General features: G+C 65.4%; 16 protein-coding genes and 1 pseudogene. 3 read left to right on the top strand and 14 right to left on the bottom strand.

Annotated features, from left to right (window positions below):
* Positions 1–87: 87 nt before the first annotated feature.
* Entirely contained in the window at positions 88–2217 is a 2130-nt protein-coding gene (locus SSPN_RS0136955; protein WP_010314972.1) for a carbamoyltransferase family protein, read from the top strand.
* 27 nt (positions 2218–2244) lie between these two features.
* Here SSPN_RS0136955 and SSPN_RS0136950 read toward each other — a convergent pair whose 3' ends face one another.
* The 11 genes and pseudogenes from SSPN_RS0136950 to SSPN_RS0136905 all read right to left on the bottom strand — a co-directional run bounded on the left by SSPN_RS0136950 (position 2245) and on the right by SSPN_RS0136905 (position 15723).
* The gene (locus SSPN_RS0136950; protein WP_010314971.1) at positions 2245–3093 is read right to left on the bottom strand and encodes a phosphotransferase family protein; all 849 of its coding nucleotides are present in this window, start codon (positions 3091–3093) and stop codon (positions 2245–2247) included.
* A 603-nt stretch (positions 3094–3696) separates the two neighbouring features.
* Complete coding sequence (locus SSPN_RS61960; RefSeq protein ID WP_272941798.1) at positions 3697–5070, bottom strand: pyruvate formate lyase family protein; 1374 nt, start codon at positions 5068–5070, stop codon at positions 3697–3699.
* Positions 5071–5083: 13 nt separating this feature from the next.
* The gene (locus SSPN_RS61955) at positions 5084–7654 is read right to left on the bottom strand and encodes a Dyp-type peroxidase (RefSeq protein ID WP_202799001.1); all 2571 of its coding nucleotides are present in this window, start codon (positions 7652–7654) and stop codon (positions 5084–5086) included.
* Positions 7655–8085: 431 nt separating this feature from the next.
* On the bottom strand, positions 8086–8955 hold the full coding sequence (locus tag SSPN_RS56010) for a hypothetical protein (RefSeq protein WP_143539598.1): 870 nt from the start codon (positions 8953–8955) through the stop codon (positions 8086–8088).
* Between the two features lie 67 nt (positions 8956–9022).
* Complete coding sequence (locus SSPN_RS56005) at positions 9023–9838, bottom strand: hypothetical protein (RefSeq protein ID WP_148272106.1); 816 nt, start codon at positions 9836–9838, stop codon at positions 9023–9025.
* 354 nt (positions 9839–10192) lie between these two features.
* Positions 10193–10396: a hypothetical protein gene (locus tag SSPN_RS61080; RefSeq protein ID WP_148272105.1), complete on the bottom strand. Its 204-nt coding sequence runs from the start codon at positions 10394–10396 to the stop codon at positions 10193–10195.
* Positions 10397–10428: 32 nt separating this feature from the next.
* On the bottom strand, positions 10429–11259 hold the full coding sequence (locus SSPN_RS0136930; protein ID WP_010314966.1) for a mycofactocin-coupled SDR family oxidoreductase: 831 nt from the start codon (positions 11257–11259) through the stop codon (positions 10429–10431).
* Positions 11260–11511: 252 nt separating this feature from the next.
* Positions 11512–11727 (bottom strand): annotated as a pseudogene (locus SSPN_RS49705) (SDR family NAD(P)-dependent oxidoreductase); the annotation flags it as partial.
* 223 nt (positions 11728–11950) lie between these two features.
* A complete protein-coding gene (locus SSPN_RS0136920) occupies positions 11951–13093 on the bottom strand; it encodes a thiolase family protein (protein WP_010314963.1) in 1143 nt (380 codons plus the stop codon).
* Between the two features lie 231 nt (positions 13094–13324).
* The gene (locus SSPN_RS0136910) at positions 13325–14251 is read right to left on the bottom strand and encodes a cyclase family protein (RefSeq protein WP_010314958.1); all 927 of its coding nucleotides are present in this window, start codon (positions 14249–14251) and stop codon (positions 13325–13327) included.
* Entirely contained in the window at positions 14248–15723 is a 1476-nt protein-coding gene (locus SSPN_RS0136905) for a carboxyl transferase (RefSeq protein WP_010314957.1), read from the bottom strand. Before SSPN_RS0136905 ends, SSPN_RS0136910 begins: the two co-directional genes overlap by 4 nt.
* A 225-nt stretch (positions 15724–15948) precedes the next feature.
* Between SSPN_RS0136905 and SSPN_RS0136900 the strand changes: the two genes are divergently transcribed.
* On the top strand, positions 15949–16575 hold the full coding sequence (locus SSPN_RS0136900) for a TetR/AcrR family transcriptional regulator (protein WP_010314955.1): 627 nt from the start codon (positions 15949–15951) through the stop codon (positions 16573–16575).
* Positions 16576–16633: 58 nt separating this feature from the next.
* Here SSPN_RS0136900 and SSPN_RS0136895 read toward each other — a convergent pair whose 3' ends face one another.
* Positions 16634–17713, bottom strand: a complete 1080-nt coding sequence (locus SSPN_RS0136895) for an LLM class flavin-dependent oxidoreductase (protein WP_010314953.1) — start codon at positions 17711–17713, stop codon at positions 16634–16636.
* Positions 17714–17964: 251 nt separating this feature from the next.
* Here SSPN_RS0136895 and SSPN_RS0136890 point away from each other — a divergent pair, with 251 nt between their 5' ends.
* Positions 17965–18351, top strand: coding sequence for a nuclear transport factor 2 family protein (locus SSPN_RS0136890; RefSeq protein ID WP_010314951.1), 387 nt, complete (start codon positions 17965–17967; stop codon positions 18349–18351).
* Between the two features lie 80 nt (positions 18352–18431).
* On the opposite strand, the gene SSPN_RS0136885 is transcribed toward SSPN_RS0136890, so the two are convergent.
* Positions 18432–19319 carry an acyl-CoA dehydrogenase family protein gene (locus tag SSPN_RS0136885; protein WP_010314949.1) on the bottom strand — a complete coding sequence of 296 codons (888 nt, stop codon included), beginning with the start codon at positions 19317–19319 and terminating at the stop codon, positions 18432–18434.
* 6 nt (positions 19320–19325) lie between these two features.
* Complete coding sequence (locus tag SSPN_RS0136880) at positions 19326–20450, bottom strand: acyl-CoA dehydrogenase family protein (protein ID WP_010314947.1); 1125 nt, start codon at positions 20448–20450, stop codon at positions 19326–19328.
* Between the last annotated feature and the right edge of the window lie 109 nt (positions 20451–20559).

The following is a 20559-nucleotide window of genomic DNA, read 5'->3' as shown; positions in this document are numbered from 1 at the left end:
CTTGGGGGCTCCCATGATTCCGAGATATGCAAGTTCGAACCTCTTCACAACTCAAGGCCGCCGGCGCGCGGATTCGAGGCGGTCGCGATGATCGTGCTCGGCGTCAAGGCAGGTGAGCACGACGCGTGCTTCGCATTGATCGAGGACGGCGAGCCGGTGTTCGTCTACGAACAGGAGCGGTTCAATCGCGTGAAGAATGGGATGTCGAGCGACCTCACGGTTCTCTTCGAGGGCCTTGCGGAGCATGGCATCTCGCCAGGCGAAATCGACCTGGTAGCGAATTGTGGAGATCCGGGTCTCATACCTGAACGACTGCGGCAGACACGCGGGTACTTGAGCGGCCCGGCATTCGCGAGAGCCGCCGAGAACGTGAAGTGGCGACACCCGACCTTCCATCGAGTCATGGCAGCGGCCGGCTTCGCGGAAGAACGTATCGAAGATGTCAGGCATCATCTTTGTCACGCCGCTAGCGTCTTCTATGCGAGCCCATTCGACGATGCCGCCGTCCTAAGCATCGACTGCAGCGGCGAAGCCGACACGGCGATGCTGGCGCACTGCTCAAGACGCGACGGCATAAAGATCCTGGAAACAATCGGACTTCCGCATTCGCTCGGCCGCTTTTACGAATCCGTGACGCGATGGCTCGGCTGGGGCTTCGGCGAAGAAGGAAAGACGATGGCGCTCGCGGCCTACGGTGAACCGCAGCGATACCTGGCTGACCTGTCCGGCTTTTTCCGCATCGCCGACGACGGTTTCTTTGAATTCGACCCAGGACTGACGGACGGCACCTTCTCGTATTCCACGGAGGAACTGGTCGGCCGGATTTTCGAGGAGTCGTTCGGGCCACGTCGCGAGCGCGATGATGAGATCGAGCAGCACCACAAGGACGTGGCGGCGGCCGTGCAATACATGTGTGAACAAGTAATGGTCCGGCTGGCCACGACGCTGAAGAAAAGAACCGGATCGAACGCCTTACTTCTCGCCGGCGGCGTCGCTTCGAACTCGGTGGCCAATGGCGCCATTCGCAATGCGGAACTCTTCGAGCGGGTGGTCGTCTACCCCCAGGTGACCGATGCGGGCACGGCCCTGGGCACGGCGCTCTACACCTACCACCGGAAGCAGGCCGGCTCGCACGGCCATTGGGAGATGCGGCACCCATATCTCGGACGCCAGATCGACTTGGCCCGAGTACATGAGGCAGCGGCGGCGGTCGGCATCGAAGGGTTTCAGTGCGACGATCCGGCCGCGTTCGCGGCAGAGCGGCTCGCGGCAGGGCAGATCGTAGGATGGATCCAGGGGCGATCCGAGATCGGACCACGGGCGCTAGGCAACAGATCCATCCTCGGCAACCCGCTCACCCGAGGGATCAAGACCCGGATCAACGCGGAAGTCAAGCATCGCGAGAATTGGAGACCGTTCGCGCCGTCGGTTCTCGAAGATGACCAGAGCCTCTTTTTCGAGACCGCTGAGACGCTCCCATACATGACCATCGTCGCGACTATCCGCGCGGAGTGGAGGGAGCGACTGACCTCCATTTCCCATGTCGATGGGACCGCGCGGATCGGCTCTGTCAGCGAATCGTTCAATCCCCTCTTCTATCGGTTGATCAAGGAGTTCAAGAAGCGATCCGGCATCGGGATGGTGCTGAATACCTCGTTCAACGATAAGGGCGAGCCTATCGTGCAGACCTGCGAGCAGGCACTTCGATTGTTCGGATCATCGGGCATGGACGCCCTGGTAATCGGAGACTGGGTGTTCACCGACAAGCGGAACGCACGAGTAAGCGACTTCGATCCACTTATTGTCAACTGCCGCAGGATTCCAGATAAGCCGACACTTCTGGTAGCTCTTCGGGAGGCCGACCATGCGCAGCGCGCCATAGAGGTCCTTCTTCGCAAGCAGGCTGTGGGCACCCTGGAAATCCGCACAATGGGAGAAACCGAGACGGATCTCGTCGAGGTCGCCACGAAGTGGCCGCAGGTCGCGGTCCTGGTTCCGTGGTCCGCCGACAAATTCATTTTCGATCCGACGGTCTATTACTCCGAGATAGCGGATACCTGTCGTCGGCTCATTGAGGCCGGCACCTATCAACTGTTCTGGATCGACCCACGCGGACAAGTAGTGTCCGCACGCGACGTTCTGTACGTTCATCATCGTTCGCAACCGTCCGGCGTCCCAGCAGCGTACGCTCGCTACTGGCAGGCGCCAGGAAGCTAAGAGGGCGGATCCGGCCGCGCCGCTTCGTCAGGCTCCGCCCAGTCCACAGTGGTCGAGTGCGGCTCGGACCCGGTTGAGTCCCTCCACTCTCCAATGGCTCCTGTCTGGAAACTGGTCGTCTCGACGCCAGCGCCAAGTCGTGAACAACGCCCAATCCAGGGCACGACACTGGCGAACCAGGCCGTGGTCGGCCTCCGGATAGTGCTCTACCACTTCTTCGGGGGCATGGCCGAGGTCGAACTCGATCGGCCCACGGCAGCACGTCGCAAGGTCCACGAAGAGCGGCCCTCTCCTCGTATTGAGCAGGTTTCCCGGATGCGGCTCGCCGTGCAACAGCTGCTCGCCGGCTTCCCCGCCGCTGATCGCGGCATGCAAGCTACTGAGTGTGTTGCCGAGGAATTCCCGGTCGCGGCCGGGCAGCGCTGGAGTCACCTCACGGTCGCCCACCTCTCTCAGCGCGACGGCGATTCGCTCCGTTACGTGCGGCGCGTCCAGCTCGACCTTGCGTAGGGCGGCATGGTGCCGTTTGAGCGCATCGGCATAGTAGGCCGGTGCGATCTCCGATCCGACAGGTTCGTAGTAGGTCCAGAGCGAGATGGCGAAGTCATCACGCATATGGACCCGAGCCTGGAGCCGGGGCGCAAGCTCGGCCACCGGAGCACCGACTTCGGCGAGTTCGCGAGCGACCACTACTTCGAACTGGGAATCAGCCCGATGCGCCGGGGGTGCGACCCGAGCAAGAACATCGCAAGGGAGCAGGCGCAATACGATACGGTCCGAGTTGTTTATAACGACCGCATCGTCGGCCTGAAGACCCAGCGCAGAAGCAGTCGCCTTCCCGGCCTCGACTGCGCGACAGGTTTCCGACGCCTCCATACCGTCCTCCCTCGATGTTCGAGCACACGTCTGGGAACCACAACGACTTTGGCGAAGATCATTCGGCACACCGCGCCAACCGACAAATCCAACCAAGCCGGACCCGGACGCCCTACCGGGATACGCACATATCACCCTAGATGATTTCCGTCCGTGCCCGACATTTTCGGGCTCCTGACCGGTGTTTTCACGGTGCCGGTCAGTCGGCGCCCGAGTCTGCTCGGACGGTCCCGATCAACTGAGCAACAGACCCGGTTCGCCGCGAGGTCGGATCGGGCAGCGCTATGGCCGACAGTGCGAGCTCGCACACCGACGCGAGCAGAGTCGCCTTGCTGCCGGCATGCCAGTAGACGCTCGTCGGGTAGACCGTGGGCAACGTCGCCGGGCAACCGCACGAAATCACCGGCGGACAGTTCTTCCGCGATCAACTCCTGGCTGCATACGTCCCAGACGGGTGGGCTGCGCGCGAACATCGTTCTATATGAGCTTCCGAAGGGTCGGCCATGCTCTCGGCGACCGAGAAGCCCTCCGCCGAGCCCACGCCGCGACCGCCGGTGACGATAGCGGGCCCCGGCGTGGGCCGGGTCCCGCTATCGTCACCGGTCAGTCACCTGAGCGGGGTGCCGGGGCGAGCTCGACATCCGGTGTGCTGAACGGTCGACGCTGGTGATGCTGTTGGTGTGCCGGGTACATCGCGACGAAGTACTCCGACCAGCCTCCCATCCGAACCCGCAGCAGGTCGTACTTTTCCGGGTCTTGACAGGCGGCGGCGAATATCTCCGGGTTCGCGCAGGTGATCGTGAGCAGGTTGGAGCCTGCTCCGCGGGCGAAGACCCGGATCACGTCGGTGAGCGCCGCCAACGGGAAGTCCTCCCGGATGTTGAAGTCGGTCGGCGCTACGTTCCACATCGCCGCGCTGCCTTCCCCGCTGAACCCGTCCAGCACCGCGGCGAAAGGGGCTTCACGGTAGTCCACCGGCTGGTCGACCGGGCTGGGCGCCGGACTCAGGTCCGAGGCGATGGGCTGCCCGAGCAGCCGCCCGTCCGCCGAGGCTCCACACATCGCGCCGAACTCGACGTAGTTCTCGAACGAGCCGGCGCCGGGCTGGATCTGCAGGCCGAAGGGGTGCTCGGCGGTGCCGTACCGGTTCGCCGGGCCGACCATCTTCGCCGCCGTCGGCTCGGCGGGATCGGTGAAGACCTCGACCGCGGTCTTCGCGACACGCGCCAGGATCCCGTCGCCGAACCGGTCGACCGTGAGGTCACCGCGGCCGTACTTGGGCAGGCCCGCGGCGACCTCGCGCAGCCGGCGGAACCGGTCGGCGCGTGCTGCGATACGGGCCGGTCCGGCCAGCGTGCTGATGAACGGTTCGTTCATCGAGTCGCCCCAGTTGCAGATGAGAGCCTCGACGAGTTCCGGCAGCGAGGTGACCGCGGTCTGCGGGTCGAAGACCAGGTGCCGGATAGCCCACAGCGAATCGATCGTGTTGGCGAGCGCGGTAAAGCACGGCGCGATCACGTTGTAGCGGGCTCCCCCGGCGTAGAGGTCCATGCCCTTGTCGATGCAGTCGTCGATGAAACAGGACAGCAGCGGTGACGGGCACACCGCGCTCATCTGCCCATAAGCGGCCAGCAGCCCGTCGTTCTGCTTGGCGTACATCCACTTCAGGTGCTTGAAGAACAGCTCCTCGAGCTGCTCGTAGGAGGTGATCTCGGCCGCCGGTTCGGAAGTGAACGAGATCCGCTGGCCACGGAAGTACATCGGCCCGGCGCTCGCCCACGACTTGCCGCGGTTGAGCGCGGCCTCCAGCGACTGCAGCGTGTTGACATTGCCGAGGGTGAACCAGTTCTGCCCGACGAACTGCGGCTCGTAGCACCCGTCGCAGGCGTAGTCGCGGGCATCGCGCAGCTTGACCGAGCTGTCCCACTTTGGTCCGGCCTTCTCGCTCACCGGGGTGTGCTCGGTGCCGCTAGTCACGGCGCCAATGTCGTCACCGCTTGCAACCAGCCCTGAAATAATCTTCTCGTCGTTCAGCAGGATTCAGCAGGATCGGGTGCGCGCCACCGCTGAGCACCGCCTTCGCCGCCTCCTGCACGAATTCCTCCGGCATGTCCGAACGCGTGCGCAGGGACAGGCACGGCGCGTTGAGCGGGAGCCGGCGGGCGGCGCGCAAGCACAGCATCGTCACCTCGTTGTAGGCGGGCTCGCCATCCCCTGAGCTGTCGTCGGCGACCGTGCCACCGACCGTCACCTGCTGGACCCACTGGTTGTTCGCGGCCCCTTGCGGGTAGTTGCCGCTCATCCCACCCATCGCGAGGTTGCCCCAGGGCTGGTGATCGGCCACGTTCATGCGGTTCGGCTGGACCTTCTCACCGAGCTTGATCCAGAAACAGTCGATGATCTCCTGCGCCCGGTCCTCGTCCAGCAGCCCGTCCGCGATGTCCTGCCGGTAGAACGGGTACAGCAGCTGGTCCAGGCGTCCGACCGCGGTCGGCTCGCCGACCAGGTGCAGGCACGAGTGCAGGGTGAAGATGAGTTGCGCGGCCTCGAGCATGGTCGTCGGCGGCTCCTCGGCCAGCCGGTTCATCCGCTCCGCGACGGCCACCAGGTTGGCCCGCTCGGCCCGCTCGTCATCGCCGAGACCGTCGACGAGTTCCAAAGCCAAGGCTGCGTACGAGCGGCAGTGATCGCGAACACCTTCCAGCGCGAGCACGACACCGCGGTAAAACGATGCCTGCTCGCCGTCCGCGCCGTCGGCCTTGGCGGACACCCGCTCGATCAGGCCGCCGATGCCAAGGTCGAGCGCCCGATCGAAGCCCGGCACGACGTGCCCGACGCCGGATGCCGCGCTCAGGCCGAGGAAGAAATTGGGCAGCTGCTCGTCTTCGCGGGAGTAATCGATGACGTAGCGCCCCTGGCCAAGGCCGAGATCCGGCATCGCCCCGACGATCAGCTCCCACGGGTGCATGCTGTAGGTGTTCGCGCCGTGCACCCAATTTCCGTCGGGCACACGCCTGCGGCCGCGGAAACCGTAGTCGTGCCCGGCGAACACCTCACCGAGCCCGATCTTGATCGCCCACCCCATGCGCTCGACCACCGGCAACGACATGATCTGCTGCACCTGGTGCTCATCGAAGCGGTTCCGCAGGTAGTCCTCCAGGTGGCGGGTCTCCTCCTGGGTCCGCTCGAAGTACCAGTTGTCCTGCCACAGCGAGAATGTGGTGGCGAGCAGGCCGAGCACCCGACGGGACGGCGGCCGGTGGATTTCCCGGTCCTCGCCGCTCATGGTCGCCATGCGGAACAGGTAGTCCTTGTGGTTGTAGAACATGTACCCGTTGGCCGAGCGCTGGTCGAAGTGCCGGTCCAGCCGGTTCCAGTTCACCCCGGGGAATCGCGCCCAGTCGACCTCGTCAAACGCGCCCACCCCGACCGGCTCCAAGTCGAGCTCGTCCTGGCTCGGCACGTAGAAGAAGCCGCCGAGATCGGAGTGCACGTTGGACAACAGCCGGTCGGACATGAATCCGGATTCGTCGCCGATCTGGCGGTGCATGATGGTCTCCAGGACCTGCACGCTGCGGCTGTAGGCGGCGAAGTAGATACCGGCCTCGTCACGCAGGCTTGCGTTCTTCGCGCGCAGCTCGTCCTTGCGCACCGCGGTGGATTCGCCGAACGGCAGGCCGAGCCGCAGCACCGGCGTGGTGTTACCGGAGTCGTCCTGGACGCGGGCGCGCTTGATGTGGCTGCGCTCCTCCCGGGTCGGGATGAGCAGGTCGCCGGTGGTCCGTCCGACAAGATCCTCGATGCCCTGCTCGGAGAGGTCCAGCACATGCTCCCAGTTGATGTGGAACCGCTGGGCCAGCACGAAGGCAGCGCCGATGTGGTCTGGATCCTCCGGGCCGACGATCACGTGCCGCTGCATCGTCACCGGGTCCGTCGGGTTGTTCAGGTTCTCGGAGAACCGGCAACCGACCACCTTGCCGCCACGCTTGTCCTGCCGCCGCGACTTGGTGGACGCGGCTTGGTGGACGACGCCGTCGGGATCGACGCACCCTTCTTCCTCGACCAGCATCTGCACCAGGTATTCGAAGACCGCCTTGCAATGCTCCGGATCGTCGGACTTGATGTGGAACCACAGGTCGCCGCCCGAATCGGCGAACGTGTTCCCGGAACGCTCGAACACCGAGGAGACCATCGGCTCGTCCGGCGAGATGGGCAACAGCACCGCCATGCCCTTCGGCAGACTCATACCCTCCGCAGCGCACCACTGCGCCCAGCGCTGGAAGCCGACACCGACCACGGCGGTCGTATTGGTGCTGCCGTGCCGTTCGTGGATGCGATCGCGCACCGCCCTGCTCACCCGGCTCAGCACCGCCCGGGTCAGCGGCTCGCCCTCGGCAGACGCCCAAAAAGTTGCGAACAGAGCATGCGGCGCCGGATAAACCAAGCCGCGCTGCACATGCTCCCAAATGTCGTGGCTGTGCTCATCCGCGCTCGCCACGGTGGTCGTGCCATCGCTGAGCTTAAATTCCACGGAAACACGATCGATGGTCGAGTCGGTCATGAGGTCCTTTCGATCGAGGATGGGGCCGCCCGAAAACGCCCCGCCCGTCGCCCAAGATTCGGCAACCCGCCCGCCGCCGCTCGATGAGGCGGCCCGAAGAACCCGGTCGAGTGGGCCTAGCCGATCGCCGGAACTGGGCGCGCCGTCGCAGCCGCGCAACCTCCACGAGATTCACTGAAGATCGTCCTGAAGAACCCTTGTTTTCTCGCCCGAGCCTTCCCCGACCAGCTCGTCGCTACTCGCCGCCCAACCCGCGCGCAGGGTCCATGCCAGCAGACCTGGAAAGTTAACAGGCACGAATCCAGGTACGTCCCACCTGCCACGACGCCGGGACTACCCGAACACCGGGTGCGGCTGGACCGCCATATGTTCCTGACCGCGGCTGTGTGTCTTCGATTTCGCCATCCAGTTCGACGAAAGCCGTTGAGCGTTCACGCAGATTCGGCGAGGTAGGTGCAGTAAACCGTGCCTTGGAAGGTGGCGATGCTTGGGCCGGGTTGCGCGTCGGTTACGGAATCTATTCTCTTCGGTTTGTCGAACCACGCATTTCCGTCGAACACAGTCCAGTACAGCGTAGCGGAATCGTAGAAGTCGGTGTAGACACAGACCAGTTTTCCGGTGTATGTCGACGCTAGTACCGGTCGAGCGTCGGTACCGGTGTTAGGAATATCTTGAAGGTTACCCCACTCATTGCCGTCGAAACGACACCACTGAATGGGGACGCCGCCATTCAGTGCATTATATGCGCAGTGCGGATCGTTCTTGTACACGGCCAAACCTGGATCGTGTCCACAGCCGGGAAAACCGCTCGGAAAATTAACGCTCGGACTCCAGCTTTGCCCGTCATAACGCATCCACTGAAGCGCATTAGTGCTTCCCAGATGCACTGAGTACATATAGGATCCTGCTCGCGCTACCGCCGGTTTCCATTGACCCGACCCAATTTGAGCTTCATCGCTCCACATTAGCGCATCCTTGCTGGCCCCAAATATGGGCTCTCCGGTTTCTTCCGGCAACGTGCTGCGAAGATACCACAGTTCGTCTCCGTATGATTCAATGTCGAATTCCGATAGACGAAGACTGCTATGCTGATGTGGAGTTGACCAACCGATGTCGATGTCGTAAGTTACCCAACTTAGTACATAATTGTCTCCGGGGTAGACGCACCACAATTGATTTTGACTAGGGAAGTCGCCAATGGCCGGTACGGCTGAAGACGTGACGCCCTGGATCGTCTGAGGCTGGCTCCACGTATCGGTGATATCGTTGTAGCGCAGCCACTTGACAGCAGCTCCCGTCATCTTCCCTCCTGATTTGCAATGTGTTCGTGCGTCGATTATCGACTCCGCTCTCCGACGGCATAGTCACTTATGCGATGGGCAGCCGTGCCTGCTTAGAAGGGTAAACTTTCCAAACATTTCCCGTAGTGAGTTCCGCGGTCATATCATGATTTGCTCCCTCATAGGTAACCTGCTGAAGCGGTAGAACTGAACTCATACTGACCATCGCAGTCTCGCTATAGTTTCCAATCGTGACGTAATATGTCGGATGGAGGGTAAAAGTCTGAATGAAGTTAGCGCTGGCAGGGGCGGCAATTACTGGCGCGCGACGGTAGTCATCAGCCGGGGGACGGGGTGCACTGTTGGGCGGCGATGCGGAGGCACCGGTCGTTTTCACGCACAAGCCCACCGAGCTGGCGGGAACCCCGCTTCCGCTCACACTCGTATCGTCGTCTATCCACAAAGTGTCGTACTGCGGTGATGGTTTGTGCGCATAGTCGGGCTCAAAGTTGAAGTCGCCTCCCGAGTAGTAGTACTTGACTGAGCATGTATCAGGACTTTCCGGGTTGGTATCGAAGTAGCCGCCGGCATTCCACGGGATACCCTCGTCAAATCCCGTTGCCGCATACGCAAACGACCAGTCAAGTTTCCAGTAGAAGGTTACGAAATGTGTCGGGTACAAACTATGGGTAAGCCACGCAACCGAGAATGGGTTCTGCGCATCGATTGGAACACTACTAAAAGCAGCGAATGTTGTTTCCTGTATGGTTGAATCGTTGTGAAGGAATGTCAGACTGTAAATTATATCTGAGTCGATTTTCTTGTTCATGACAAATTCCTCTCGATACAACATATTGTGACCCATTAGCGCCAGGTCATTTATCGGCGACTGCATTTTCAGCACAACACTGGCGCTCCTCCGCGTCAACACCATCGGGCATATTCACTCGAATGTGGGGAATCGCAAGTACAAGTGTTTAAGGATATTGGTCGCGATAATTACGGACCTTGTGCCAGTCGTTCAGCGATTGCATCCCACGCCCCGCGGGTTTGCTGCTCGCTGCGGCAGTGCAGCACGCAGTCGTCGCAATAGCGCCTCAAACTTCAAGTCCGGGTACTCTCGGACCATCCACGCGTCGAACGCGTTATCCGGAATTCCGGATAACGCGTTTTATCGTCTGGCCGATCTTCAAGCGCCAGGGCGGTGGCCGCATGGTGAACACCACCTCCAACGCCGGATTCGCCTGTTCACCCCGGCTTAGCCATTACGGCAGCGCGAAGCTGGGCCGTCGCGGCTCTCACGAAGAGCCTCGCGCTGGAGGACCTGCAGCAGCACACCGACCGGATCATGGACCTCGGTGAGTTCCTCGATCCGCGGGACACCATGATGGGCCGAGCTCGCGGTGATCCCGCCCTTGTTCCAGAAGCCGTAGACACCCCGGCACATGCGAAACCGGGCCACCGCGAAAGGTGGCCCGGTTTCGGGTGTTCGAGTTACTTGATGAGGTGGCCTGCGTCCACCGGCAAGGTAACCCCGGTGACGTACCGGCCGGACTCGGCGACCAGGTACAGCACGGCCTCGCTGATGTCCTCGGGCTCGACCACGCCGACCGGCAGGAGGTTGCCCATCAGCTCGCCGAGACGAGGGTGCTTCTCCGCGTACTCCCCCATGACCTCGTTGGCGACCATCGGCGTATTGACCCCGGTGGGGTGCACGCTGTTGACCCGGATCGAGTGCGGCGCGAGATCGGCCGCCGTGCATCGCATCAGGCCGACCATGCCGTGCTTGGCAACCGTATACGCGGTCAGGCTCAGGTCGTTGTTGGCGGCATACTTCAGCCCCTGCGTGGATCCGGTGAACACGATCGCACCGCCGTTGCCCGCTTTGACCATTGCCGGTGCGGCCGCCTCCACCGTGTTCCACGCTCCGCCGATGTTGATGTCGAGCGTGGTCTGCCACACCTTCTGCCGCTGGTCCGGGTCGGCGGGCTCGTCGACGGCGATGGCCAGGATTCCCGCGTTGGCCACGACGATGTCCAACCGTCCGAACTGGGCGACACCCTCGCCCACGACCTCGCGCAGCGCGGGCTGGTCGCGCACGTCCACCACACGGGCCAGGACCTTGCGGCCACGCTTTTCCACCTCTCGCGCGGTTTCGTCGAGGTCTTCGGGCGCGGGCATCGGATAGCCGACGGTCTCGACCGGGGCGCAGATATCGACCGCGATGATGTCTGCGCCCTCCTCCGCGAGCCTGATGGCGTGGCAACGGCCCTGTCCTCGGGCGGCACCCGTGATGAACGCGACTTTTCCTTCCACACGGCGCATGGCGGCAGTTCCTTCCTGCTTCGTTGTCGGACGTTGTGCGGCCTGCGGCGGTGCTTCGCGCCGAGGATCTCCAGTGCCGGGATCGAGCCGGCCGGGTCGTGCGAGCCGGTCCGGAGGGTCACCGCGCCGGTTCCGCACCGCCGGGCCCGGAACCGGGTCGCGAACGTCGTGCGGGTCAACACCGCGGGGCCGCTTCGGAGTCCATCCACCTCCCCACCACGAACGTGCCGGGGTCGTCGTAATGCGCGGCCATCAGCGCGGCGTCGCCGCCCGCGTAGTCGCCCAAGCAAGTGCTCCACCACCGCCCCCGGACGCGACCGCGTGCCACGTGCCGCGCAGGCGGATGTCCACCATCCGCTCGAACTCGTCGTCCGGGTACTCGGCGAAAGAGGGGAACTGCACCACGCCGGCGTTGCTGACCACGATGTCGAGGCGGCCGTAGGTGTCGAGCGCGGTCTCCACGACTGCCTGGGCGTCGCGATGTCGGAGATGTCAGCCACCGCGCCGCCGCCGACGTTGATCGCTTCCACTGTCTCCCCGGCGACTGGCCGTCGCGCCTCGGTGCCCGGTCGGATCCGTTTGTTCACAACGATTTTGGCGCCGTGGTCGGCGAGCAGCCGGGCGTAGGCGTGCCCGAGCCCGCGTCCGGCACCGGTGACGACGGCAACCTGGCCGTCGAGCCGCATCTCGCTCACAGCGCCTCGAAGATCGTCGCGTTGGCCTGTCCGCCGCCCTCGCACATGGTCTGCAGGCCGAACCGGATTCCCTCGCGTCGCATGTGGTGCAGCAGGGTCGTCGCGATGCGCGCTCCGGAACCGCCCAGCGGGTGGCCGAGGGCGATGGCACCACCGCACGGGTTCACGAGCTTCTCGTCGGCCCCGGTCTCGGCGAGCCAGGCCATCGGTACCGACGCGAACGCCTCGTTGACCTCGAACGCCCCGATGTCGCCGACGCGCAGCCCGGCCCGCCGCAGCGCCTTCTCGGTCGCCGGGATCGGACCCGTCAGCATCATGATCGGGTCCGAACCGGCCAGCACCGCCGTGTGCACACGAGCGAGCGGGCGAAGACCCAATTTCTTCGCCTTGTCCGACGTCGCCATCAGCAGGGCGGCGGCGCCGTCGGAAATCTGCGACGCGTTGCCCGCGGTGATCACACCGTCGGGACGGAAGGGAGGCTTGAGCTCGGCGAGCGTCTCGACAGTACCGCCTCGGCGGATCCCCTGGTCTTGGGCGAACACCGCGCCGTCGACGTCGATCGGGGCGATCTCGTCGTCTAAAAGCCCGGCGTCCTGCGCGGCCACGGCACGTTCGTGGCTGCGCAAGGCGAACTCGTCGAGCGCGGTGCGCGAGAAACCCCACCGCTGCGCGATCATCTCCGCACCGATGCCTTGGCTGGGCACCACGCCGCCGAACCGGCGGGCGACGCGGGGCCCGAACGGGTCCATGCCGTTGGTGGAGGAGCCCATCAGGATCCGGGTCATCGACTCGACGCCGCCCGCGACGGCGACGTCGTACTGACCCGCGATGAGCCCGGCGGCGACCGAGTGGATCGACTGCTGCGACGAGCCGCACTGCCGGTCGACGGTGAAGCCGGGGACGGTTTCCGGCCAGCCCGCGGCGAGCACGGCGTTGCGGGCGATGTCGAAGGTCTGTTCCCCGATCTGGGAGACGCACCCCCAGACCACGTCGTCGACGACGGCCGGGTCCACACCGGACCGGGCGGCCAGCGCCTCGAGGACATGTGCCGACAGGTCGACGGGGTGGACCGGCGCCAGTGCGCCGTTTCGCTTGCCAACGGCCGTCCGCACGGCTCCGACGATCACGGCGTCACGCACGTGGGTTCCTTTCCTTCCGAAGTGGACTGTTCACCGGTCCGGCCGGGATGCGGTCCGGATGCGAATCGCCACCAGGTCGACGAGCCCCACCGCGGCGGCCGTCATGACGAAGAACGGGGGCGAGTGCACTGCCGGTCACCTCGACCGGCCAGAGGCACCGCGGCGCTCGCGGCGCTGCGTTGGGGCGAGATCGGGCACCGTGCGATCCGTGGACATGGCGAACAATCCCTTTCAGAGCAACGCGATCGCGTTCGCCGGTGAGCTGACGCCGCCGGTGATCGGTAGCGGGACCGCGGCGAAGAGGAAGTCGGCGCGGACCTGGCACGTGCAGGCTGCCGCCAGCGCTTCGAAGTCGAGCAGCTCGGCCAGCGCGAAGCCGAGTGCCGGGATGAGCCTGCGATGCAGCGAGCCGTCCTCGCGCGCGCCCGGCCCGCGTTCAACGGCCGGGTTGTCCGCCGCGACCGCCGCGATGCCGTTGTCCCACAGGAAACGTGCGGTGGGCTCGGCGCCCGACAGGCCGGACCACGCCTTCACGGCCGAGGGCATGTCGTCGCCCGCTGCTGCGCGCCGCCGGTACTCGGCCGTCCAGCCGAACCGCAGGCACAGGATGTCGCCCCGGCGGAGTTCGACGCCCGAACTGGCAGCGACCGCGGCGAGGTCCTCGCCGGTGACGGGTTCCCCGCCGAAGGGGTCGTACAGGACGCCGGCCCGTTCGCGGTGCGCGGCGATGTCGAGGAGCACTCCCCTGCCGACGATCCCGCGCGCGGCCCAGTGGTGCATGCCCAGGCGTTCCGTCGCCCCGGCCTGGTCGGTGATGCCGCCGAACCAGCCGTGTTCGCGGGCACGGACATGGCCGAGCCCGTCCCACTGCGACGAGGCCTGCGGGTTGAAGGACCCGAGGGTGTCCTCGAAGGTGTTGCGGTCGTGCGGGAAAACCTCGTGGGTGACCGCGGCGCGCCCGAACAGGGGCGGGTCGAAGGCGTCCAGGCTCAGGTTGAGCGGCAGGACCTCGCCGGTCCGCACCAGGCCGGCCGCGCGCACCACGTCTTCCGGGGACAGGCGCGACAAGGTGCCAAGCGCGGTGGGCAGCACGTCCCACGCGTGGCGGACGCCGAGGGTGCCGAGTCCCGGCAGTTCGTCGTAGGCCGGTTCGCTCATCGCGCGGCCCGCCCGAGCCGGATCTCCATCCCCGGCCGCGTCACGTGCAGTGAGGTCACCGAGCTCTCCTCCGCGATGAGGTCGACGATCCCGTTGACGATCGAGTTCGCCGAGCGGCGCGGGTCCGTTCTGATCGGCCCCGCCTTCTTCATGGCGTCCACCTCCTCGCCGGAGGTCAGGTAGCGCAGCAGCAGTTCTTCGTCGGAGATGCCGAGGGGGAACTTGCTCCGAATCTCCTCGATCGAGGGCTGCGGGCGCACCCAGTCCGCGAGGTTCCTCGCCCGGTCGCTCGCGAGGATCCGGTCCTGTACGTCCGAGTCCAGCGGGGCGGCCAACGGGCCGTAGTGCTCCAGCGCGTAGTGCACGACCTCGTCCGGGACCAGCCGGTAGCGGTCGCCGGTGACGATGTTGAGCACGGCCTGGATGCCCACGAACTGGGAGAACGGCGTCGCCATGATCGGGTGTCCCAGCTCCTCGCGCACCCTGGGGATCTCGGCCAGCACCTCGTCGAAGCGGTCGGTCATCCCGTGGGTCGCCAGCTGGTTCTTCAACGTGCCGGTCATCCCGCCGGGCAGCTGGTGCTGGTAGATCCGTGGGTCGTACTCGGCGGGGACACCGGGCTCGAAACCGGCGTCGCGTGCGGCCCAGATGAAGTTCTCCTCCACCGGCGGCAACCGGTCGAGGTCCAGACCGTGCGAGTAGCCCATCGTGTCCAGGATCGGCAGCATTCCCTCGGTGCTGGGAAGCGAGGGCCCATTGGCCATCGGCCGGGACGCGGTGTGCAGGATCGTGAACCCCGCTTTGACGCCCTCGATGTAGTTGTGCTGCGCCAGGCCCGTGGAGGCGTGGCAGTGCAGCTCGAGCGGGATTGTGCCGGTGGCCTCCCGGATCGCCGGGAGCAGCGTGCGGGCGCGCTCGGGGGTGAGCACGCCGGGAGCGTCCTCGACGTAGATCGTCTCCACGCCCTCCCAGACGGCCATCTCCTTGGCCCGCGCGGCGAAGAACGCGTCGTCGTGCACGCCGGTCAGGCCGTACATGATCGCGGGCACAGCCTGCCCGCCGGCCTCGTGGATGACCTTCGCCAGCCGGTACATGGCCGGCATGTCGTAGAGGCAGTCATAGATCCAGAAGCTCGTCACGCCGTGCTTGATCAGCGTCCGCACCCACAGGTCGACAATCGAGTCTGGCGCCATCGCGAAGCCGATCACGGCGGTGGTGCGCATACCCGCGCGCAGCACGCTGTTGGGCAGGTTCTGCACGAGGAAGTCGGTCGAGGCCCACGGATCGTCCTTGAACTCCCGCAGCAGCACCGTGAACATGCCGGGGCCGGTCAGGTCGACGACCCGGAAACCGGTGCGGTCCAGGTGCGGCAGGGCGTCCGCGGCCTGGTAGGCGCGCATGCGCAGGCCCCACAGACTCTGCTGGCCGTCGCGCAGCGTCTGGTCCACGAACTCGATGGTCGGTCTGCTCACGAGCGTGTCTCCTTTGACCGCGAAGGATGCGCCACAAAAAACTACCAAACAGATGGTTGGTTAACAACATCCGCCACGGATAGACTGGTTATACGCACATAACGCCGGGTTGCTCGCGTATTACACCTGTTTGCTCAACGGATCTGGTTGGTTGTGTTGTATGGTCGACAGTAGGCGCGAAGTGACCTGGGAGACTTCGCCACGGAGCCGACACGAGGGACGAGGATGGCGACGAAATCCAAGGGCAGGACAACCGACCGGCGCAACCGGGAACCGGAAATCCTCGCCGCGGCGATCGAGGTCTTTCACCGGAAGGGCTACGCCGCGGCGTCGCTGCAGGACGTCGCCGACATCGTCGGCGTCCTGAAAGGCAGCCTGTACCACTACATCTCCTCCAAAGAGGAGCTGCTCGCGCGGATCTGCGTGGAGTCGCACAAGCAGTCCTCGGTGATCATGCAGGAGTCCTTGGACGCTGCGAGCAACCCACTGGACCAGCTGCGCGCGTTCCTGCACGCGACCGCGGTGTGGTACCTGACCAACATCGAGCGGGTCAGCATCTACTTCAACGAAGGCAAGTGGCTCACCGGCGACAACATCGACAGGGTCCGTGCCCAGGGCCGGGAGTTCCACGCGTTCATCCGGTCACTGATCGACAAGGCGCGCACCGAGGAGCAGGTCCGCGCCGAGGTGGACCCCCGTGTCGCCGCGCAGCTGATCATCGGCGCACTGAACAGTATCCCCACGTGGTACCGGCCGGACGGCCTGTACCCGCCCGAGGAGGTCGCGGGCATCTACACGGACATGACGCTTGCGTCCCTGTGCAACCCCGCCCCTCCGGCGAAGACGGACTGACAGTGGCAGGGGTGCTCGCGGCGTTCGCAAACACCCCTGCCACTCGGGCATTCTCAGCTCACCGCGCCGCGCTCGGTAGCTTCACGCGGGGAGCGACCTCCTGCGCCAGCAGACGCAGCGACTCGTTCCACGGCGACGGGTCGTCCATGTAGTCGTAGTCGTAGATCATGACGGTGCCGAAACCACCGACACCCTCCTGGAACTCCTCGAACTTCGCCGCGACAGTGTCCGGACTGCCGCAGATCCACACGTGCTCGGCGAGGAAGTCGAGATCGATGTCGGCCGAGTTCACACCGGTCCCCTCGGCCAGGCCGTCGATGATCCCGAACTGCTTGTAGACCGGCAGCAGGTATTCGGTCCAGGCCTTGCCCATACCGCCTTCCTTGGCCAGGCGCTTGGCCTCGGCGTCGGTCTCGGCGACGAACACGTCGCGCACCACGTGGTGGTCCTCGCGCTCAGCCGGACGCCCGGCCACGGCGGCGGCTTCGGAGTAGACCTTCCAGTGATTCTTGAGGAAGGAGATGCCCGAGTAGACCGACAGCGGCAGGTAGCCGTTCGCGCCCGCGAAACGGATCGACGGCGAGTTGGCACTCAGGCCGGTGACACCCATCCGCACCTTGCCGCCGTGCGGCAGCATGTTGCGGAACGGGTGGCTCGGGTCCTCCTCCGGGAAACCGGCCTTGAAGAACTCACCCTCGTGGCGGAAGGGCTCGCCCTTCCAGAGACGCTCCATGATCTCGATCGCCTCGGAGAGCATCTTGTGGTTCTTCGACAGGTCGTTGAACCCGCGCAGCGCCCCGTCCGCCGGGTAGGCGCCGGCGCCTACCCCGAGGATGTAGCGGCCCTCCAGGATCTGCGTCAGCCAGGCGATCTGGATCGCCAGCGACGCGGGGTTGTGATAGGGCAGCAGGTGCGCACCGGGGGCCAGGATGATGTTCTCGGTGTTCAGCGCACAGGCCGAGAGCACCATCTCCGGGTTCGGGATGCATTCCCAGGACTGGGTCGCGTGCTCGCCGACCCAGTACTCGGTGCACCCGACCTGGTCGGCGACCGTCGCGCGGTCGACCGCCCACTTGAACACCTCGCGCGCCGAGCGCGTCGGTGGCACGAACGGGGTCTGGAACACAGCAGCGTGCACGGGTAGCTCCTTTGCCGATTGTGTACGTGGTTCCCGCCGGCGGAGGGAAGCCGGGATGACCGCGCGGGGCCGGCGGGACAACTGCCAACCAACCGACCGTTTTATTGAGGGTATCGACTGCCAATGACCGCGTCAACCAGGGAATTCAAGGTTGATCGAAGGTCAATATGGTTGTCAACCTACCGGATGTTTGTTACGTTGCCGCAGTCCCGCCGCACGCGCGGGTTATCCGTTGACTCCGAGGAGCACTAGTGACCACTTCGGACAAGGTCGATCTGGTCGAGTTCGCCGAGAACTACATCGACGCCTACAACAGCGGCGACCTCGACCGGATCGCCGCCTTCCTGGCCGAGGACGTCCGCCTCGTCCACCACAACCGCGGCGTCGACGTGCAGGGCAAAGAGGCGGCCCGGCAGCTGTTCGAGACCTACGGACAGCTCTTCCCCGACAAGGCCTTCAGCAACCGGCGCAGCATCGCGGCCGTCGGCAACAGGGTCTTCGTCGAGCACACGTGGGGCGGGAAGGCCGCGGCCGACGTGCCGGGCTGGGCCGCCGCGGGTGAGACCGTGAGCCTCGACCTGGGCACCTTCATGACCGTGCGCGACGGGCTGCTCGTGGAGTACAACGACTACGGCTGATCCCCCGCCGCACGGGACTTGGGGCGTGCCTCCACCGGCCAGTGGAGGCACGCCACAAGTCGTTTCCCGGGTCGCGGTCGCTACTCCGGGAGCAGTCCCTGCACGAGCTCCCGCAGCGCGATCACGTGCCGCAAGTACACGTGCACGCCCATCTCCCAGGTAAACCCCATGCCGCCGTGGACCTGAATCGCGCTCTCGACAACCTCGCGCGCGGTGGCCAGCGCGTGCAGGGTCAGGCGCCGGGTACTGACCGGCTCGGCGCCCTCCCGGAAGTCGTCGGCTGCGGCCCACAGCACCGCAGTCTCGGCGCGCTCAGTGAGTTCGAGCATGTGCGCGGCGCGGTGCTTGATCGCCTGGAATCCGCCGATGGGAACGCCGAACTGCTTGCGCCCCTTAGCATACGCCACGGCGTCGCGCAAGCACCGTTTCGCCGCGCCCACGCCCTCGGCGGCCCACAGCACCGCGAGTTCACGAGCAGCCACGGCATCGAAAGCGGTCGCCTCGTCCGCCGCCATTGGGCGCAGCGTCAGGGAGAACTCGTCCGTGGCACCCCCCGCGACCGCCAGGAAGCCGTCGGGCCCGGCCAGTACGCGGATGCCGGGCTCGTTCCCGAACGGAACCAGCGGGCCGGCGCATGCCGAGGACACCGAGACCGTGACCGGCCCCGGATGCTCCCGAGCCGCAGCGGACCAGCGTTTCGCGGCTAGCGTGACCACGAGCGGGAGCGGGACGCAGAACTCGCCCCACGTCATCGCAACCTCGACGAGGTCGCGCAGTGACGCGCCCGCCCCGCCGGCCTCCTCGGGAACGCCGATCTCGTCCCAGCCACCGTCCCGCAGCGTCTCCCAGTGCAGCAGGCCTTCCTCGGTGTAGCGGGCGATCGGCTCACCGCCGAGCGAGCGCGCCAGCAGGTCCCAGATGCCCTCGGCGGCCAAGTTTCCGATCTTGCCTGCAATCAACTGTGTCATGGCCCCTCACTTCGGCAGGCCGAGCACGCGCTCGGCCATGATGTTGCGCTGGATCTCCGACGAGCCGGAGTAGATCGAGGACGCCCGGGTCTCCAGGTACTGGTGCCGCCAGTGGGCGCGGTGTTCCGGACAGGACGCGGCGATCGCGAGCTGGGTCATCTCCTGCCAGAGCTCGCTCCAGGTCACCTTCAGGACCGAGGAGGCGCGGGCGAACGCGACCGGGTCGTCGACCAGTTCGACGGCCTTGCTCACCTGCCATCGGACGAGCTCCAGGCGAACGTCGAAGTCCTCCGCGTCGAGTGTGCGGCCGATCCGGGCGGCGCAGCACCGCAACAGCAGGTCCAGATCCCAGCGCATCTCGACGTAGCGGGTAATCCCTTCGATCGCCCCACGTTCGTTCTGCAGCACGGTCATCGCGACCTTCCAGCCCTCGCCCTCACCGCCGAGGCGGTCGGCGTCGGCGACCCACACGTCCTCGAAGAAGACCTCCGCGAAATGGGACGTGCCGGAGATCTGCTTGATCGGGCGCACGGTCACGCCGGGCTGCTTCATGTCCAGCAGGAGCATCGACAGGTTGCGGTAGCGCGGGGCGTCGGGATTCGTCTTGGCGAGGAACAGGCTGCGGTCGGCGACGTCGGCGAAGCTGGTCCAGATCTTCTGCCCGGTGACGCGGTAGCCGTCGCCGTCGCGCCGCGCGGTCGTGGCGACGCTGGCCAGGTCTGATCCCGCATCCGGCTCGGAGAAACCCTGGCACCAGACCTGCTCTCCGGACAGGATCCCGGGTAGGAAACGCGCCTGCTGTTCCGGGGTGCCGTGGACGATCAGTGTCGGCGCTGTGAGGATCTTGCCGATCCGACCGAAGCCCTCCGGCGCGTGCGCGCGGGCCGCGAGCTCGTGGAAGACGACCTCCTCGGCCAGCCCCAGCCCCTGCCCGCCGTACTCCCGCGGCAGCGAAAGCCCTGCGTATCCGCCCCGGTGCAGTTGTTTGTCCCATTCTCGGCGCACTGCGGTGATCTCCTCGGGCGACAGCGAGCTCCGCCGCATTCGCCAGCGCTCGGGCACGGCGTCGCGGAGCCACTGCTCGGCGTCGTCGCGGAACGCCGACAGGTTTAGTCGCTCGGACAGCGTCATCGCCACCTCAACTTCCAACTTACCAACCGACTATTAGACAGGCTACGAACCTACCAATCGTCTCGTCAATCACCTAGGCGGACACCAGCAATTAAGGTGCCAGACAAGT

The sequence above is a fragment of the Saccharopolyspora spinosa NRRL 18395 genome (assembly GCF_000194155.1).
Taxonomy (GTDB): Bacteria; Actinomycetota; Actinomycetes; order Mycobacteriales; family Pseudonocardiaceae; genus Saccharopolyspora; species Saccharopolyspora spinosa.
This window is presented reverse-complemented; position numbering and strand designations above follow the sequence as displayed.

Excerpts from the sequence above, each read along its gene's own strand:
- SSPN_RS0136930 (WP_010314966.1), bottom strand. The coding sequence starts at position 11,259 with ATGCGCCGTGTGGAAGGAAAAGTCGCGTTCATCACGGGTGCCGCCCGA.
- SSPN_RS0136880 (WP_010314947.1), bottom strand. The coding sequence starts at position 20,450 with ATGACGCTGTCCGAGCGACTAAACCTGTCGGCGTTCCGCGACGACGCC.
- SSPN_RS61955 (WP_202799001.1), bottom strand. The coding sequence starts at position 7,654 with ATGACCGACTCGACCATCGATCGTGTTTCCGTGGAATTTAAGCTCAGC.
- SSPN_RS0136885 (WP_010314949.1), bottom strand. The coding sequence starts at position 19,319 with ATGACACAGTTGATTGCAGGCAAGATCGGAAACTTGGCCGCCGAGGGC.
- SSPN_RS0136910 (WP_010314958.1), bottom strand. The coding sequence starts at position 14,251 with ATGAGCGAACCGGCCTACGACGAACTGCCGGGACTCGGCACCCTCGGC.
- SSPN_RS0136955 (WP_010314972.1), top strand. The coding sequence starts at position 88 with ATGATCGTGCTCGGCGTCAAGGCAGGTGAGCACGACGCGTGCTTCGCA.
- SSPN_RS56010 (WP_143539598.1), bottom strand. The coding sequence starts at position 8,955 with ATGACGGGAGCTGCTGTCAAGTGGCTGCGCTACAACGATATCACCGAT.
- SSPN_RS0136900 (WP_010314955.1), top strand. The coding sequence starts at position 15,949 with ATGGCGACGAAATCCAAGGGCAGGACAACCGACCGGCGCAACCGGGAA.
- SSPN_RS0136950 (WP_010314971.1), bottom strand. The coding sequence starts at position 3,093 with ATGGAGGCGTCGGAAACCTGTCGCGCAGTCGAGGCCGGGAAGGCGACT.